Raw genomic sequence first — 17682 nt, 5'->3', positions numbered from 1 at the left:
TCGTTTCGCTCCCTGTACTGTCTTTATCTGCTAAAGCCCATAGACGCGCGTTGCGGTGCCTCTGAAGATCGCGGCCTGCTGCTCGGTGGTGAGTGGTGCGACGGCCGCGCGAAACGCGTCGACGAGTTCGCGATAGCTGGTCCACAATTTCTCGATCGGGAAATTGGAGCCGAACAGGCAGCGCTCGGCGCCGAAGATCGCGACGGTATCCATGACCACCATAGCGATATGCGCGGGGTCGTTGCGGTGAATGAAAGTGCCGAGTCCGGACAGTTTTGACACGACGTTCGGGCAGATTGCGAGCCGGGCCATCCCGGCGCGCCACGCGGCGCGACCCGCCGGCGACAGGTCTTCGAGCATGCCGGCATGCTGAAGGATGAAAGTCACCTTGGGGCAAGCCTCCGCAAGCCGGGCTGCGTCAGGCATCTGCGGCGTGAACACCTGGAGATCAAAGCTCCAGCCGTAGTCGGCGAGGTGCGCAACGTTGCGGCGGACCATGGGATCGACACAGAGGTCGGGCTTGGCCGCGAAGCGATAGAGCGGGTTCTCGTGCCAGTGCAGCTGCATGCGCACGCCACGCAGCAGCGGATAGCGCTTCAGCCGGTCGAGCTGCGGGCGCACGTCATCGACAGCGAAATTGGCATAGGCGACGATGCCGTGCGGCCAGCCATGCTCGTCGGCGGTCTGCTGCACCCAAGCCGCCTCGTCCTCGAAACGGTCGTTGGCCCAGTTGGTCTGGACGTAGACCGAGCGGGTGACGCCGCTGCCTGTGAGGTCATCGAGATATTCCTGAATCGGATAATCGCGCCTGATGGCCTCGTAGGGTCCGAAGATGCGCGGCTGCATCGGGCCGGCCAGCCAGGGCAGGTCGGCCTGCCGCCAGATGTGATGATGGCCGTCGACAATCCCGGTCACGCAACTCTCCTTCGTCCCAGTGCCAGTACATGCGCGACGATGGACGCGGTGGATCCACCATCGACGAGATCGTCGACGAAGCGCTCGACGGCAACGAGTGCTTCTGTCTGCGGACGGAACCCCGGTCCTGTCGCGAGCGGGGTCAGCCAGCTCACGCGCCAGGCCCGCCGCGACAGTTTTGCCACGGCATCGCGCAATGCATCTGGCTCGCCGCGCTCGAGCCCATCCGAGACGACAACGACCGCGGCCCCGCGTGCGTAGCCGCCGAAGCGGGGCACGGCGAGGAAGGCCTGCAACGCGTCGCCAATGCGGGTGCCGCCGTCCCAGTCGCTGACGAGATGGGCGGCCGCATTCAGGGCCTGCTCTCGGCGCTTCAGCCGCAGCGCGCGGGTGACGCGGGTCAGCCGCGTGCCGAACGTGAACACCTCGACATTGGGGGCCGCCTGCATCAGCGCATGCGCCAGCTTCATGTTCTCCTCGGTGCGGCTCTTCATCGAGCCGGAGACGTCGATCAGCAGCAGGAATTTTCGAGCCCGCCGGCGCCGCTTCATGTGGCCGAGCCGAAGGATCTCGCCGTCGCTGCGGACGGAGTCGCGCAAGGTGCGGCGGAGATCGGCGAAAGCCCCGCGGCGTGCGCGCATGCGGCGGTGGCCGCGTCGCCGCGGCAAACGGCGGGGAGCCTCGCGCGACAGGCGGCGGAGCGCACCGTTGGTGGAGAGCTGTGCGAAGCGGCGCTCGACCAGCGCCTCGGTGCGCGTCGCGGTCAGGCCGGACTCGTTGGCGTCGTCGGAGAGGAGTGGTTCCTGGTCGCCGCGGCCTTCCTCCTGCAGCCGGACGGTCTCGTCGTCCTCGCCATCGTCGGCGTGCTCGATGGCCTCATGACCGCGAAAGTGCAGATCGAACAGGCGGTCAAAGGTCACGCGCCGCTCGGGCGGCGGGGCGAGGGTGGCCAGTGCGGCTTGCCTGATATCCCCGAGGTCGCGGGGCCCGAGTAGCTCGATCGCGGTCAGGAACGCGGTGGTCTGCTCCGGCGCGACGGCAAAGCCATTGGCGCGCATCAGAGCGACAAAGGAGACGAACGCGCGCGCGGCCTGCGGCAGTTGAAGCTCGGTGCTCATGCGGTCGCCTCCGCGAGCATGGCGTCGAGCCGCGGCGAGATGAAGTGCAGATCCTCCTCGTCCTTCAGGGCTACGCCGATCGACCGCCTGAACGCATCCGGCCAGCGCGCGCCGCCCTTGTGAAGGAGCGTCGCGGCTTCGGCCCAGTCGACGGCTTCGGCGATTCCGGGCGCCTTGCTCAACGGCTCGCGCCGAAGCTTGCCGACAGCGGCAACGACGGCGCGGGCGGTGGCTTCGGCGACACTGGAGGCCCGCAGCATGACGATCCGGGCCTCGCGCTCTTCGCTGGGATAGTCGATCCAGTGATAGACGCAGCGGCGACGCAAGGCCTCGTGCAAATCGCGCGTCCGGTTCGACGTCAGAACCACCACAGGGCGCTCGGCCGCGCGCACCGTGCCGCGCTCGGGGATGGAGATCTGGAAGTCGGAGAGGAATTCGAGCAGGAACGCCTCGAACTCCTGGTCGGCGCGGTCGATTTCGTCGATCAGGAGCACGGTGGAATCTGGCGCACGCAGCGCCGCCAGCATGGGACGCTCGATCAGGAACGTCTCGCCGTAGATGTCGATGGTCTCGTCGCCGGCCTGGCGGATCGCGAGCATCTGTCGCGGATAGTTCCACTCGTAGAGCGCGGCGGAAGCATCGATCCCCTCATAGCATTGCAGGCGGATCAGGCGGCGGCCGAGCACGGCGGCGATGGCCTTTGCGGCTTCGGTCTTGCCAACCCCCGGCGCACCTTCGAGCAGCAGTGGCTTGCCGAGCGCAAGGCCAAGATAGGATGCGGTCGCAAGGCCGTCGTCGGCAAGGTAATAGGCCGCGCGCAGCGCCTTCTCCAGCGCCTCCGGGCTGTCGATGCCGACGATGTTGCTGCGGACCGCCATCAACGAGACCTCTAGCGCCGCGCTTGCGCCCGCGCGCCGCCTTGCGCCTTGATCGCACGCAGCACTTTTTCAGGCGTAATCGGAAGATCGTCGATGCGGACGCCGACGGCGTTGAAGATCGCATTGGCGACGGCCGGCAGCACGGGATTCGCGCACATCTCGCCGGGACCCTTGGCGCCGAACGGCCCGTCGGGGGCAGGACGCTCCAGCACGGCGATGTCGTGCGGGCAGATGTCGCCGGGACCGGGCATCAGATATTCGACGAAGTCCCGCGGACCATGCACCGGCTCGGGATAAGCAGGCTCCGTCGTCTCGTAGAGCGCGTGGCTGATGCCCATCCAGGCGCCGCCGACGAGCTGCTGTTCCACGAGGCGCGGATTGAGTGCGCGGCCGAGCTCATAGGCTGAATCCATCCTGATCATCGCGACTTCGCCGGTCTCGTCGTCGACATCGACCTCGGCGACGAGGCAGGCGTGGGCGTAGCAGGTCGCGGGCGACATCTCGCCCGTCTCCGGATTCACTTCGGAGAGCGGCACCAGGAAGATGCCGCGGCCCGAGATGGTCTTGCCCTGCTTGAATTGCGCGGCGATGGCGACGTCCTTGGTCGAGATCGAGCGATGCGGCGCGCCCTTGACGTGAATGTTGCCGCGGCCGTCGGTCTCGAGATCGGCGGCGTTGACCTCCAGCTCTTCGGCCGCGGCCTCCATCATCACGCCGCGCGCTTCCCGCGCCGCCGCCATCACGGCGTTGCCGACGCGGTGGGTGCCGCGCGAGGCGAACGAACCCATGCAGTGCGGGCCGGTGTCGGAGTCGGCTGTATCGACATAGACGTCCTCGACCGGCACGCCCAGCGTCTCCGCGCAGATCTGCCGCGTCACCGATTTCATGCCTTGTCCGAGATCGATCGACGACAGCGCCACCGTGAATTTGCCGCTCGGGTTTGAATGCACCAGCGCTTGGCTGGGGTCGCCGCCGAGATTCATGCCGATGGGGTAGTTGATCGAGGCCATGCCGCGTCCGCGATGCCGGGTCATCTAGCGCCTCCTGGTGCCGAAGACGGAGGAGAAACGGGTGGCGCCGTGTGAAGGCGCAGCCGGCCGCGGCGAGGGCGGCGGAGCAGGAGGTGGCGGTTCGCGCGGAGGTTCGCGGGTCACGGTCGGCGGGAGCCGATCGTAGCTGGTGCGCTGCTGCGCCGGCGCCATTGGTCGTGCGCGGGAAGAGTCCGTCGGGGTCGGCGGAATCACGGCGCGGCTTCCGCCGCCGTCCTTGCGTGACGACGCTCGCCTGAATTCGTCACGAAGCGGCCACTTGGCCTTTTCGGCCGCGACCTGGACGCATTCGATCAGCGCCGTGTTCTTGGCCTCGCGCCGGTGCGCCTTCATGTCACCGTCACGATAGGCGTTGAGGATGCGGAATTCCATCGGATCCATGCCAACGAGATTTGCCAGCTTGTCCATTTGGCACTCGATGGCAAAGTCCATCGCGGTGACGCCAAAGCCGCGCATGGCGGTCGCCGGCGTGCGGTTGGTGAAGACGCAATAGACGTCGCCATAGACGTTCGGGATGGTGTAGGGCCCCGGCAGATGCGCGGCGCATTTCACCGCGGCGTAGCTCGACAGCCGCGTATAGGCGCCGCTGTCGAAAAGCGCGCGGATCTTGCGCGCGACGATGCGGCCGTCGCGCATCACGCCGTCCTTGATGTAGATGCGCTCGGCGCCGCGCGGGGGGCCGTACTGCATCTCCTCCTCGCGCCCGAACACGTAGCGCACCGGCTTTCCGGTCAGCATCGCGCCCAGAATGGCGAGCGGCTCGGTCAGCGTGTCGACCTTGCCGCCGAAGCCCCCGCCGACGGTGCCGCCGATGAAATGGAAGGTGTTGGAGGGCACGTCCAGAATTTTTGCGCAGGTGTCGACGGAGAAGAACAGCGCCTGGGTTGAGGTGTAGACGACATAGCGGCCATTGGTATCCGGCGCGGCGATCGCCCCGTTGGTCTCGGTCGGCGCGTGCTCGATCGGCGACATCTGGTAGCGCTGTTCCAGCACGTGATCGGCGGTCGCCAGCGCCGCATCGGCGTCGCCGAAACGCAGCCGCTGGTGATCATAGGTCTCGTGATAGGTGAAGGTGTTCTTCGGGTAGGTCTCATTGACGACGGGCGCGCCGGGCTTAAGTGCGTCCTCGACGTCGAACACCGCCGGCAGCGGCTCGTAGTCGATCTTGACCTTGGCGACCGCCTCGAAGGCGTCGCGCTCACTGTCGGCAACGATGGCAACAACAGGTTCGCCCTTGTAGCGGACCTTGTCGACGGCCAGCGATGGCTCGTCGTCCTTGCCGAAATTGATCAGGCTGAGCAGCGTGTTGAGATTCACCGGCACGTCGGTGCCACGGATGATCCGGCGCACGCCGGCGGAGCGCTCGGCTTCTGACGTGTCGATGCGGCGAATTCGTGCATGCGCCTGCGTCGATCGCACGACCTTCAAATGCAGCATGCCTTGCAATTTGTGGTCGTTGAAGTAGCTTGACGTGCCCGTGACATGCCCGAGCATATCCTGGCGTTGCGTGCCCCTGCCGATTTCCTTCAAGTTATCGTCGCGCTCGTCGGCGAAGATGTCCTTGCGCAGTTCCAGCATGGTCGCGTTCCCTTACGCGCTGACCCGGCCGCCGGCGGCGGCGAGGATGGCATTGATGATCGGCTCGTAGCCGGTGCAGCGGCAGATGTTGCCGGAGATGGCCTCGATGACCTCGTCGCGGCTCGGCTGTGGATTGCGGTCGAGCAGGGCCTTTGCGGCCATCAGCATGCCCGGCGTGCAATAGCCGCACTGCGCGGCGAAATTGTCGGCGAAGGCGCGCTGGAGCGGGTGCAGATTCGGGCCCTGCTTCATACCGTCGAGCGTTTCGACCGAGCGTCCAGCCACGGTCTCCGCCAGCGTCAGGCAGGACAGGTGGAGCTCGCCGTCGACAAGCACGCTGCATGTGCCGCAACCGCCCTGGCCGCAGCCGAATTTCGGAGTCATGTCGCCGATCAGCTCGCGCAGTGCGACCAGCAGGTTGGTACCGCCATCGACGAAAATCGCTACGTCGTGGCCGTTGTGACGAAATTGCAGGGGGATTTTCGACATAGGCTCTATTCCTGTCCCGACAGCAGACGGCGCAGATGTACGCCGACGATCTCGCGGCGATACCAGGCGCTGCCGAGCGCGTTGTCGGAGGGCGTTGTTCCCTCGGTGGCAGCGGATGCCGCGGCGGCGATGGTCGCGGCATCCAGCGAGCGTCCCTCCAGCGCACGCTCGGCCGCGCGGGCGCGAATTTGGGTGGGGGCCATCGAGCCCAGCGCGATCCGCGCGCCTGCGATGCGTCCGCCTGAGATCGGCAGGTATGCGGCCAGCGTGATGACCGAGCCGCCCTTCGGCTTGATCCGGGCGATCTTGCGATAGCGGAAGGCCTCGGTGCCGGCAGGCCGGGTGCAGGAGACGGAAAGCACGAGTGTGCCGGCCTGCCGGTCGCGCGCCTGCAAGAATGCCTCGATGGGGATGTCGCGCGCGCCGAACCCGCCTGCGACGGCCACGGTGGCATCGAGCGCCAGCAGCGCGACGGTGAAATCGCCATAGGGATTGGGCGCGAACAGATTGCCGCCCACCGTCCCCATGTTGCGCACGGCGGGGCCGCCGATCGAACGGGCGGGGGCATGCAGGAAGCCAAGGTCGCGTTCGGCGAGGACGCGCGCGAAGGTGACGCCGGCGCCCAGCGTGATGCGAGGGCCGGAGGCATCGATCCTGGTCAGCGCCTGGTCCTGGGCGCGGACCACGGTTGAGATCGACACATCGCCCTCATTCAGCGCCCGCATCACCAGCGTGCCGCCGCCGAGATATCGCGCGGTGCGGTCCGAGGACAGCGCCCCGGCCGCCTCGCTGGCGCTCGCAAACGTCTTCACTGTCACGGCCATCTAGGCGGCCTCCTCGAGATGCCGGCGGATCGCTTCGAACCCGGCCTGATAAATGTCCTCCGCAACCATGTGGGTGATGCGGTCTCTGTCTTCCGGCCTGGTGGTGAAACGCGACTCCCAGTGCCAGAAGGTGCGGTCGCCGTCGGTGACCGGCAACAAGCGAACATGGGCGACGTAGTTGAACATCGGGATCGGGGTGTCGAGCAGACAGTAGCTGAAGCTCTGCTCGAGATCCGACAGCGCCAGCAATTGCTCGCGAAGCTCGGCGCCGTCCTTGAGCCTGAAGCGCCTGACGCAGCCGATCTTGTCGGAGGAATGCGCGCGCTCGATCGAGGAGGTCGCAACCGCCGGGTGCCAGCGATCATGCCCGTTGAAATCGCGCAGCACCGACCACGCCGCATCGGTCGGCGCGTTGAGAACGGTGCTTTTGACGATATGCGGCACCAGAGTCAGCCTCCAAACACGCGCTTCAGCGCATCGAAGCCGCCCTGGAACACGCCGGCGCCGATATGGCCGACGAGATCGGTCTCGCGCTCCGGCGCGCAGTCGAACTCGGCGGTCCACTCCACGAAGGTCTGGTCGCCGTCGGTGACGGGCGTCAGCCGCAAGGTCGCGACGTAGTTCTCGACGCCCATCGGGGATTCCAGGATCGAATAGGTGCAGAACATGTCGTAGTCCGAGAGGCCGAGCAGCTTCTCGCGGATACGGTCGCCGTTGCGCAGGCGAAAGTCCCTGACGCATCCGATCTTGTCGGAGGGCTCACCGCCCTCGATGCGGCTTTCGGCGATCGCGGGATGCCAGTTCGGCATTCCGTTGAAGTCGCGCACCCGCGCCCAGACGCGGTCGTTGCGCGCGTTGACGACGGTGGAGACGTAGACGCGGGGCATGGGTCAGACCTCAGCTCTTCTTGCGCGGACCGCGCTCGGCCGACGGCTCGCCGCCGCCCTCGGCAGCGGGCGGGGACGTGGCCTGCTTCTCGCCGCCGCCCTTGCGCGCGGACTCCTTGATGCCCTGCATGTCGCGGGCTTCTCGGATCAGGCCCGGCATCTTGGCGAGGCTGCCGCCTTCGACCCCGATGTCGGACAGGATGGAGTCGATCAGCGGCGCCTGGACGCGATAGCGCAGCGCCGAGTCGATGACCTCGTCGGTAGCGCTGCGGCCGCCATTGCCGCCGTGGCCATTGCCGTTGAGGCCGTCGACCTGGAGGATACGGATGCCCTCGATCTTCTCCATCGGCTTGACGCTCTCGCGCACGATGCCCTCGATCCGGTCGAGCAGTTTTCTGCGGAACAGCGAGTAGCGGGCCTGATCGGTGAGCACGTTCTCGGCCTCGTTGAGCATCCGCTGCGCCTCGGCCTCGACCGCCGCGCGCACCCGCTCGGCTTCGGCGGCGATCCGGGTTTCCTCGGCCTGCTTCTCGGCGAGCAGCACCTCGACCGTCTTGCGGCGCTTTGCGATCTCGCTCTCGCGGGCGGTAATGACGCGCTCGCTCGCTTCCGTGGCTCGCATCCGCGCCTCCTCAGCCATAGCCTTGGCGGCGGACTCCTCCAGCGACTTCTGGTGAATGGCGATCGCCTTCTCCATCAAAACAGTCTCGACCTCCTTCTCGCGGTTGACCTCCAGCTTGCGCAACTCACGCTCGCGGCCGATACGGGCCTCATCCAGTCCCCGGTCGGAGGCGATGCGCGCGCGCTCCACTTCCTCGCGGGAGGCGATCTCGGCCTCCTGCAACGACTGGACGCGGGCGACCTCCAACTGTTCGATCGCGCGGCGGCGCTCGAGCCGGGCGGCTTCGAGAGCCTGCTCGCGCGAGACGTCGGTGGTCTCGACCTCCTTGCGGGCGACGATCTCGGCCTGCCGCACCTGGCGGTCGGCGTCGATTCGCTCGGACTTCTTGGCGGAGAGAGCGATGACGCGGTCTTCGTCCGCAATCTCGATCGCCTTCTTCTGCTCGATATTGAGCACCTCGCGCTTCTTGGACGAGTTGATCCGCTCGGCCTCCAGCGCGAGATCCACCACGATCCGTTGGCGCTCGATGGCATCGCGCCGCTTCAGTTCGGCGGCTTCCAACACGCCGGTTCGCTCGATTTCGAGCGAGCGTGTATCGCGCTCGGCCTGGATACGCTCGGCTGCCACCGCCTTCTCCTGGGCGATGCGCGCCGCCTCGATCGCCTCGCGGGAGGCAATGTCGGCTTCCTCGACGGCCCGGTTGCGGGCAATCTCCAGCGATCGGACGCGTTCCTCTTGTGCGATGCGCGAAGCTTCGGTGGTCTCGCGCGCGGCAATGCCGGCGACTTCGAGGGTCTGGTTGCGCTCGATCTCGAGCTGCCGCGTGTTCTGCTCGGCAGCGATGCGCTCGGCAGCGAGCGTCCGCTCGCGGGCGATGCGGGCGGCCTCGACCGCGCGCTGCGCTTCGATCTCGGTCTCCTGGATGGTGCGGACCTGCTGGATCTCCAGGGCACGGGTCCGTTCGTCGGAGGAGATGCGCTCGACATTGACGATCAAGGTCTGGGCGATGCGGGCCTTTTCTGTGGCTTCGCGGGCGGCGATCTCGGCCTCATCGACGGCGCGGGTGCGCTCGATCTCGCGGCGGCGGGTCTCCTCTTCGTTGGCGATCCGGGCATCGGTCACGACGCGGTCCTGCTGGATACGGGCCTTCTCGATCGCCTCCCGGGCCGCGATCTCGGCTTCCTCGACAGTGCGCATCCGCTCGATCTCGCGCTGGCGGACCTCGCGCTCTGAGGCGATCCGCGTCGTATCGATCGAACGCTGGTTGGCGATCCGGGTCTTCTCGATCTCTTCGCGTGCCAAGAGCTCCTTTTCCTCGATGGTGCGGGTGCGCTCGATCTCCTTCTGCCGGGTCTCGCGCTCCGAGGCGATGCGGGCTTCCGCAATCGCTTGCTCGTTGGCGATCCGGGAGCGCTCGATGGCTTCGCGCGCGGAGATCTGGGCCTGCTCGGCCTCGGTCTCGCGCAGCGCGCGCTCGCGGGCGACCTCGGTGCGCTGAAGCGCGCGGCGCATCTCTATGTCGCGTTCCTGCTCGAGGCGCGCTGTCTCGCTTTCGCGCTCGATCTCGAGTGCCTGCCGCTCGGCCTCGAGATTGCGGGTGCGGATCTTGATCATCGAGTCCTGCTCGATGTCGTTGCGCAGCTTGCGTCTGGCCTCGATGTCCTCCATCAGCCGGGTCAGACCCTCGGCGTCGAAGCGGTTCGAGGGGTTGAAGAATTCGAGGTCAGTCTGGTCGAGATCGGTGATGGCGACGGATTCGAGCTCAAGGCCGTTCTGGGCGAGCGCCTCGGCGGCATTGGTCTTGACGCGCGCGACATAGTCGCCGCGGCGCTCGTGCATTTCCTCCATGGTCATTTCGGAAGCGACCGAGCGGATCGCAGAGATGAACTTGCCGGCCAGCAAGGCGTGCAGCTGCTCCGGCTCCATGGTGCGGCGTCCCAAGGTGGCGGCTGCGATCGAGACGGCGTCGCGGGTCGGCTGCACACGGACATAGAAGTCGGCTTCGATGTCGACGCGCATGCGGTCGCGGGTAATCACGGCGTCTTGCCGCGAACGCACGATGCCCATCGGCAGCACGTTCATGTTCACAGGCGTGTAGTCGTGGATGAAGGGCAGCACGAAGGCGCCACCATTGATCACCACACGCTCGCCGAGGAAGCCGGTGCGGACGAATGACACCTCCTTGGAGGAGCGGTGGTAGAGCCAGTTCACGATGTAGACGCCGACCACGATCACGATAACAGCGACGATCAGCCAGAGGATGAGCTCGCCGACCAGGATCCCTGACATGTTTCCCTCCCTCAATCTGACAGGCGTTATCGCGCGCCGATCGCCTTGAATTGACGTACCTGCTCCGTCAACGCCCGCTCCACCGGCAGCCGCTCCATCGAGGAGGCGCCGTAGAAGCCGTGGCAGTGGCGGGTGTTCTTCATGATGAAATCGGCGTCCGCCGGATCCGCGATCGGACCGCCATGAGCCAGCACCAGAATGTCCGGATTGACGCTGAGCGCGGCCGAGGCCCAGGTGTCGATCCGAGCTGGGCAGTCGTTCAGCTTCGGCGCGGTCTGGGCCCCGACCGTGCCGCCGGTGGTCAGCCCGAGATGGCAGACGATGATGTCGGCGCCGGCGATCGCCATCGCCGCGGCTTCCTTCTCGCTGAAGACATAAGGCGTCGTCAGCAGGTCCTTCTCACGCGCCTTGGCTATCATGTCGATCTCCAGCGCGTAGGACATGCCGGTCTCTTCGAGATTGGCACGGAAGATTCCGTCGATCAGACCAACGGTCGGAAAGTTCTGCACGCCGGCAAAGCCGAGCGCCTTGAGCTGATCGAGGAACATATCCATGTCGCGGAACGGATCGGTGCCGTTGACGCCGGCCAGCACCGGCGTCTTGCTGACCACGGGCAGCACCTCGCCGGCCATCTCGACCACGATGGCATTGGCGTCGCCATAGGGCATCAGCCCCGCGAGCGAGCCGCGACCCGCCATGCGGTAGCGGCCAGAATTGTAGATCACGATGAGATCGACGCCCCCGGCTTCCTCGCACTTGGCCGACAGGCCGGTGCCGGCGCCACCGCCGACGATCGGCTCGCCACGCTTCGCCATCTCGCGAAATCGCCGCAGAAGTGCTGCGCGTTCAAACCGGGCCATCGGTCACCTCGCTCCTCTCCGGCGCGCCCCGGCGCGTCCGAACAGCGTTCGGAACGCGGCTGTGATGGTCGAGGCGAACTCGGGATCGTTGATGTTCTGCTTGACGCGGATGAGCTGGCGATTGCCGTTCCCGCGAACGGTGCGCTCCAGCGCGCGGAACAGGGCGGCATCGGCCTCCTGATCCCAGAAGGGCTGGCCACGGGCATCGAGCGCGGAGACACCGCCCTCCGGCAGGAAGAAGCGCACCGGCCCGTCCATCTGGTTGAGCCGTTCGCCGATCCAGCGGCCCATGCGCTCGTTTTCTTCCACGGTCGTCCGCATCAAGGTCACCTGCGGATTGTGGACGTGGAATTTGCGTCCGCGATAGCGCTCGGGGATGGTGTCGGGCGCGCCGAAGTTGACCATATCGAGCGCGCCCACCGAGCCGATATAGGGCGCGCGGGTGCGGATAATCGCGCCGAAGCGATCCTCGGTTGCCGGAAACACCCCGCCCATCAGAAGGTCGCAGATCTCCGTCGTGGTGAGATCGATCACCCCGGCGAGCTGGCCGGAATCGACGAGCTTCTCCATCGAACGGCCGCCGACGCCAGTGGCGTGGAAGACGAGACATTCGAAGTCATCGCGCAGATCGGCCGTGATCTTCTGCACCGCGGGTGTGGTGACGCCAAACATGGTGATGCCGACCGACGGCAGCCCGGCGCTTGCTGCTCGCTCTATGGTCTCACGCCGATCCAGCCGTGCCTTGACCATGCCGGCGACAGCATTGGCGCCATTCGACAGCACCGCGCGCGAGATCGAGTTGAGGCCCTGCACGTCGGTAACCGAGTACATCATGGTGATATCGGCCGGACCGACATAGGGCGCGACATCGCCCGAGGCAACCGAGCAGACGATCAGCTTGGGCACGCCGACGGGAAGGACGCGCATCCCGGGCGCGACCAGCGACGCGGCGCCCGAGCCGCCGGCCGAGATCACACCGGCGATATTGCCTTGGCGCTTGACCCAGTTGGCGAAGGCCTCAGCCATCGCGGTGACGGCAGCACCCCGATCGGGGCCGAACACCGCCGCGCCGCCGCGACCGTGGTTCAGCGCGATCTCCTGGGCCGAGACATCGCAGGTTGCGTGCTTGCCGCTGGTGGAGACGTCGACGAGCCGCGTGCGCAACCCGCTCTCGGCGATGATGTCCCTGACAAAGCGGAGTTCCGTTCCCTTGGTGTCGAGCGTGCCGACGACCAGCACCGCGGGCGGTCCCGACGTCTGCGCCGTCACCGGCTCGCGCTTTCGCCGCGCGGTCTCGTCGAGGCGCGCGACTTGGGTCGAGAGCGTCCGCGCGGCGGCTTCGATGCGGCCAATCGGGACGGGCTGTGACCAGCGGGTCGGCGGGCTCGGATTGGAGACGTAGACCCGGATCGGACCGCTCGTGCGTGCAGGTTGTGGGGCTGCCTTGGTCTCGCCGCCCGCGGCCGGCGCATCGATGTCGGGGTCGAGCTCGGCATGCAGTCCGACACCAAGCAGGCGCTGCTGTAGCTCGCGGTCGGCGGACAGGCGCACCGAGTCGATGATCCGGTTGATGCGCCCATTGACCATGATCGCGACGTTGCGCGAAATCGCGGTGGCGACGCCGATGTTCTGCTCGATCACGAGGACGGACATGTCGCCGTCCTCGCCAAGCTGCAGCAGCATTTCCTCGACCTGGGCGACGATGACGGGCGCGAGGCCCTCGGTCGGCTCATCCATGATCAGCAGCTGCGGATTGGTCAAAAGCGCACGCGAAATCGCGAGCATCTGCTGCTCGCCGCCGGATAGTTGGCCGCCGCCATGATCCCGGCGTTCGGCGAGTCGCGGGAAAGTGTCGTAGATGCGCGCGACGGTCCAGGCGCCGGAGCGCATGCCGCCGGCAAGGCGAAGATGTTCGTCGACGCTTAGCGAACGCCAGAGCCGGCGGCCTTGCGGCACGTAGCCGACGCCGAGCCGCGCGATGTGCGCCGGCGGCCGCCGCGTGATGTCTTCACCGCGGACGCGGATCGAGCCGCCGCTCACCGGCACCAGGCCCATGATCGCCTTGCACAGCGTTGTCTTGCCCATACCGTTGCGGCCGACCACGGAGAACACGCCGGCGTCCAGCGTGAGGCCGACACCCTGCAGCGCGTGCGAATGGCCGTAATACACGTCGAGGCCCCGAACCTCGAGGGCGGCGGGGGCGCGGCGGGCCTCATTCATGGCCGCCTCCGAGATAAAGCTCCTGCACCTCGGGGTCGGACTGGATCTCCTCCGGCAGGCCTTCCTTGAAGATGCGGCCATTGTGCATCATCGTCACGCTCTCGACGACGCGCAGCGCTACGTCCATGTCGTGTTCGATGATGATGTAGCCGATATGAGCCGGCAGCGAGGTCAGGATCTCCACCAGTTCGGCGCGTTCGGTCGGCGACAGGCCGGCGGCCGGCTCGTCGAACAGCACGAAGCGCGGCGCGCCGGCGAGGGCCAGCGCGATCTCGAGCTGGCGCTGCTGGCCGTGTGCGAGTTCAGCGACGCGCTGGTCCTTCACGGCCGCCAGGTGCACGGCTTGGACCAGTCCGTCGGCCGCGTGCATCAGCGCGTCGTTCTGCCCCGGACGCAGGAACGAGAACCGGCCGCGCGAGACGCCGCGGCAGGCGAGATAGACATTGTCCTGCACGGTGAGGCCGGGAAACAGCGCAGAGATCTGATAGGTTCGTCTGAGGCCGCGGCGGATGCGCTCATAGGGCGGGTAGTGCGTGACGTCTTCGCCGAAGAAGCGGATTGTGCCGGAGGAGGGCGGGAAGTCGCCGGTGATGCAGTTGAACAGCGTGGTCTTGCCGGCGCCATTCGAGCCTAGCACGGCGCGCCGCTCGCCGGGACGCACGGTGATGGTGACGTCGGTCAGCGCCGCCAGAGCGCCGAACAGCCGGGTGACGCCGCGCAGCTCGAGTGCTGCACCCGATCCAACGGCGGAAAGGCGTTGCGCGACGCTATCCATGACCGCGCCCTCCGCTCGGGAGATCCGCCCGAGGACGCTGGTTCTGCCGCCAACGCTGCCACAGGCCGATCACGCCGTCCGACGACCAGAACACGATGGCGAGGAAGCCGAGCCCGATCAGTAGCCGGAAGCGGTTGCCGTCGAGCCCGATCTTGACCAGGAAGTCGAGCGCAAACGTGCGCAAGAGCACGAACACCAGCGCGCCGATATAGGGGCCGATCGGGCGGGTAATGCCGCCGACGACGGCAATGATGAGGATGTCGATGCAGGCGCCGACGCTCACCGAGCCCGGCGAGATCTGGCGATAATTCCACACTTGCAGCACGCCGGCGAGGCCGGCGATGAAGGAGGCGACGGCGTAAGCCGCGACGCGGTGGGCATTGACGTTGAAGCCGAGGGCGGCCATGCGGCGCGGATTGTCGCGCACGCCCTGTAGCGCCAGGCCGAACGGCGCGCGGGACATGTAGCCGACCGCGAAATAGCAGAGCGCGGCGACCGCGAGCACGACATAGTAGAAAGGAACGTCGGCCCGCCAGTCGACGCCCCAGAAATGCGGTGTCGAGACGTTGTTGATGCCGGTGTGGCCGTTGAAGATCGCCCAGTTCTGATTGGTGAAGTAATAGAACGCAGCTCCGATCGCGAGCGTGATCATGATGGTGTAGATGCCCTCGGTGCGCACCGCGAGCGCGCCGCCGAGCGTTCCGAAGATGGTCGCGAGCGTCACCGCCATCGGCACCGCCAGCCACCACGGCCAGCCCAGGCTGATATTGGCGTTGCCGCTGACGCCGAACACCGCGACCATGTAAGCGCAAAAGCCCGCGATGGTGAGCTGCATCAGGCTGACCATGCCGCCATAGCCGGCGAGCAACATCAGGCTGAGCGCGATGGTGCCGAGGATCAGCGTGGTCGCAAAGATCTCGATCAGGAAGAAGCCGTTGGCAATCAGCGGCATGATCAGGAGGATGGCCGCCACGATCCAGGCCGCGGGATTGTTGACGTCGGGCCAGCCACGCACGGACGGACGATGTGCCGCGGTGGCGGGCTTGTGAACCTGGATGCGGGCATCGTGGGTGACGGACATCTCAGCGCCTCGCCAGCAGGCCCTGTGGCCGAAGCGCAAGCACCAGCACCATGATCAGGAAGGTCACGACGATGGCGTAGGTCGGGATGTAGACCGAGCCGAGCTGCTCGGCGAGGCCGATGATGAGCGCGCCGAGCGCCGCCCCGGGGATTGAGCCCATGCCCCCGACGATCACCACCACGAGCGATGCGAGCAGGAAGCGGATGTCCTCGCCGGGCGAGAGCGACTGGAAGGTGCCGCCCACGACGCCCGCGATACCGGCAAGGCCGGCGCCGAGCGCGAAGACCAGCACGAAAACGATCTGGATGCGCACGCCGGTTGCGGCCAGGATGTCGCGGTCGTCGACGCCGGCGCGGATGATCATGCCGATCCGGGTGCGGTTGAGCGCCAGCCACATCGCGATGCCGATGATGACGGAAGCCAGGAAGATGACGAGCCGCACCAGCGGATAGCGCAAATAGACCGGCTCGCCCGAGGATTTCACGGCGGTGATGAGCGGCAGCTCGATCGGGCCGATCAGCCAGGTCGGAGTCTGGATCTGGTAGAAGTCGCCACCACAGGCCCACAGCATGAGATCGGCGAACACGATGGAGAGCCCGATCGTCACCATGGTCTGGCGTAAATCCTGTCCCTCCATGCGGCGGAAGACCAGCACCTGGAGCAGGACGCCGACCAGCGCCGTCAGGACAAAGGCCACGATGAAGGAGAGGATCCAGGACCCGGTCGAGGCGCTGATGGCGTAGCCGACATAGCCGCCGAACAGATAGAGCGAGCCGTGCGCGAGATTGACGTTGCGCATCAGGCCGAAGATCAGCGTGAAGCCGCTGGCCACGAGGAAATAGAGACCGCCGAGCGTGATGCCGTTGAACAGCGCGTTCAGGAACACCCGCTTGCGACCGATGGCTTCTTCAAGGCCGGGCGGCCACACCGCGAAGATCAACCAAAGTGCCACTGCGATCGCAATGATGACGACAAGTGCCCAGGCGGGATGACGCTCCACAAAGCGGGTCATGGCGTCACCTCGCTCCGTTTGCGACGGTCGCCATCACACCTCGGATCCAGGTCAGACAGCCCCGTGCAGGCTGCGTACCTCGCCATGGATTTGCGTCCTCCCGGGACTGAAGCGATCCTCTTGCCGGGATCGCGTTCCACCCATCCTAGTGGGACGGCGCGGGAGGCACTTGATCGTGAGTATCTTTTCGCGCGCCCGTCAGCCGCGCAAAACCTTGGCCGCGCGGCGATAATCGGTTGGCGCCATGCCGACATTGGCAGCAAAGAAGCGGGTGAAGCCGCTCTGCGAGGAGAAGCCGAGATCGAAGCCGATATCGGCGATCGGCGCTTCGCTCGCGACCAGCGCCTCAAGCGCCTGCTCCATCATCAGCGTGTTGAGATAGAGGTGAGGGGTAACGCCGGTCTGGGTGCGGAATAGCCGGTAAAAATGCGGTCGCGACAACCCGGATTCGCGTGCGATGGTGTCGAGCTCGATTTCAGCGCCAGGGCTCTCGGACATCATCTTGATGCACTTGCGCACGCGAAAATCGGTAACGGAACCGTTGGCGCGTGGATCGCGCGCAAGTTCGGCCTGCTGCCAGCTTTCATCGTAGCAGACGTCGATCAATCGCCGCAGCTCGCCGTCGAGACTGTTCAGCGAGGGTGCGCCGCACACAAGGGCGGCGGCGTGTCTGATAAGCTTGTCCAGAGCGACCGATCGCCGGAATTGAGTGCGCCCGAAGCGCAAGCGTTCGGCGCCCGGCGCATCGGGGGCGAACCACTCCGGATTGACATAGAGCACGAAGAAAACGGCGCCGACGTCAAGGTCTGACGGCAGGAAATTATGCGGCTCCCACGGATTGACCGCGACGACGGAACCTTCAGCCAGTTCGTAACGTCCATCGTTGACATCGATGCATGCGGCACGGCCCCCGACATGGAAGATCAAATGACCTTCGCGATGCGCGTGGATGTTGAAAGGGCGGTTCAATTGGTAGACCGTCGCCCGGCCGAAGCGGCCGTGGAAGACGGCGAGCGCCCGGCTCATGCCTTCCCCTCCCTGGAGCTTTTTTCTTTTTTACAGCCTTCAACAACCTGGGAGAGAAT

Annotated in this window: 16 protein-coding genes; all 16 read right to left on the bottom strand. The window is 66.3% G+C overall.

Annotation, left to right across the window (positions count from 1 at the left end; genetic code table 11):
* Nucleotides 1-30 precede the first annotated feature (30 nt).
* A complete protein-coding gene (locus ACVWZ4_RS34340) occupies nucleotides 31-915 on the bottom strand; it encodes an amidohydrolase family protein (protein ID WP_456702772.1) in 885 nt (294 codons plus the stop codon).
* Nucleotides 912-2033, bottom strand: coding sequence for a vWA domain-containing protein (locus ACVWZ4_RS34335; protein ID WP_456742110.1), 1122 nt, complete (start codon nucleotides 2031-2033; stop codon nucleotides 912-914). The genes ACVWZ4_RS34340 and ACVWZ4_RS34335 overlap by 4 nt, the downstream gene beginning before the upstream one ends.
* On the bottom strand, nucleotides 2030-2911 hold the full coding sequence (locus ACVWZ4_RS34330; RefSeq protein ID WP_456742109.1) for an AAA family ATPase: 882 nt from the start codon (nucleotides 2909-2911) through the stop codon (nucleotides 2030-2032). Before ACVWZ4_RS34330 ends, ACVWZ4_RS34335 begins: the two co-directional genes overlap by 4 nt.
* An 11-nt stretch (nucleotides 2912-2922) precedes the next feature.
* Nucleotides 2923-3945, bottom strand: a complete 1023-nt coding sequence (locus tag ACVWZ4_RS34325) for a xanthine dehydrogenase family protein molybdopterin-binding subunit (protein ID WP_456742108.1) — start codon at nucleotides 3943-3945, stop codon at nucleotides 2923-2925.
* Complete coding sequence (locus ACVWZ4_RS34320; protein ID WP_456702776.1) at nucleotides 3946-5538, bottom strand: xanthine dehydrogenase family protein molybdopterin-binding subunit; 1593 nt, start codon at nucleotides 5536-5538, stop codon at nucleotides 3946-3948.
* A gap of 12 nt (nucleotides 5539-5550) precedes the next feature.
* Complete coding sequence (locus ACVWZ4_RS34315) at nucleotides 5551-6027, bottom strand: (2Fe-2S)-binding protein (RefSeq protein WP_456734653.1); 477 nt, start codon at nucleotides 6025-6027, stop codon at nucleotides 5551-5553.
* A 5-nt stretch (nucleotides 6028-6032) separates the two neighbouring features.
* A complete protein-coding gene (locus ACVWZ4_RS34310) occupies nucleotides 6033-6851 on the bottom strand; it encodes an FAD binding domain-containing protein (protein WP_456702778.1) in 819 nt (272 codons plus the stop codon).
* Nucleotides 6852-7295 carry an SRPBCC family protein gene (locus ACVWZ4_RS34305; RefSeq protein WP_456702779.1) on the bottom strand — a complete coding sequence of 148 codons (444 nt, stop codon included), beginning with the start codon at nucleotides 7293-7295 and terminating at the stop codon, nucleotides 6852-6854. It abuts the gene before it with no gap.
* Between the two features lie 5 nt (nucleotides 7296-7300).
* A complete protein-coding gene (locus ACVWZ4_RS34300; RefSeq protein ID WP_456702780.1) occupies nucleotides 7301-7738 on the bottom strand; it encodes an SRPBCC family protein in 438 nt (145 codons plus the stop codon).
* Between the two features lie 10 nt (nucleotides 7739-7748).
* On the bottom strand, nucleotides 7749-10649 hold the full coding sequence (locus ACVWZ4_RS34295; RefSeq protein ID WP_456734654.1) for a flotillin domain-containing protein: 2901 nt from the start codon (nucleotides 10647-10649) through the stop codon (nucleotides 7749-7751).
* 26 nt (nucleotides 10650-10675) lie between these two features.
* On the bottom strand, nucleotides 10676-11509 hold the full coding sequence (locus tag ACVWZ4_RS34290) for a phosphoenolpyruvate hydrolase family protein (RefSeq protein WP_456702782.1): 834 nt from the start codon (nucleotides 11507-11509) through the stop codon (nucleotides 10676-10678).
* A 3-nt stretch (nucleotides 11510-11512) separates the two neighbouring features.
* Nucleotides 11513-13729, bottom strand: a complete 2217-nt coding sequence (locus ACVWZ4_RS34285) for a Tm-1-like ATP-binding domain-containing protein (protein WP_456790463.1) — start codon at nucleotides 13727-13729, stop codon at nucleotides 11513-11515.
* Complete coding sequence (locus tag ACVWZ4_RS34280; RefSeq protein WP_456702784.1) at nucleotides 13722-14504, bottom strand: ABC transporter ATP-binding protein; 783 nt, start codon at nucleotides 14502-14504, stop codon at nucleotides 13722-13724. Before ACVWZ4_RS34280 ends, ACVWZ4_RS34285 begins: the two co-directional genes overlap by 8 nt.
* Entirely contained in the window at nucleotides 14497-15585 is a 1089-nt protein-coding gene (locus ACVWZ4_RS34275; RefSeq protein WP_456702785.1) for a branched-chain amino acid ABC transporter permease, read from the bottom strand. The genes ACVWZ4_RS34280 and ACVWZ4_RS34275 overlap by 8 nt, the downstream gene beginning before the upstream one ends.
* 1 nt (nucleotide 15586) lies before the next feature.
* Nucleotides 15587-16597 (bottom strand): branched-chain amino acid ABC transporter permease, encoded by a 1011-nt coding sequence (locus ACVWZ4_RS34270; RefSeq protein WP_456702786.1) that lies wholly within the window; start codon nucleotides 16595-16597, stop codon nucleotides 15587-15589.
* A 198-nt stretch (nucleotides 16598-16795) separates the two neighbouring features.
* On the bottom strand, nucleotides 16796-17623 hold the full coding sequence (locus ACVWZ4_RS34265; protein WP_456702787.1) for an AraC family transcriptional regulator: 828 nt from the start codon (nucleotides 17621-17623) through the stop codon (nucleotides 16796-16798).
* Between the last annotated feature and the right edge of the window lie 59 nt (nucleotides 17624-17682).

Source organism: Bradyrhizobium sp. USDA 4472, from assembly GCF_054058595.1.
This window is presented reverse-complemented; position numbering and strand designations above follow the sequence as displayed.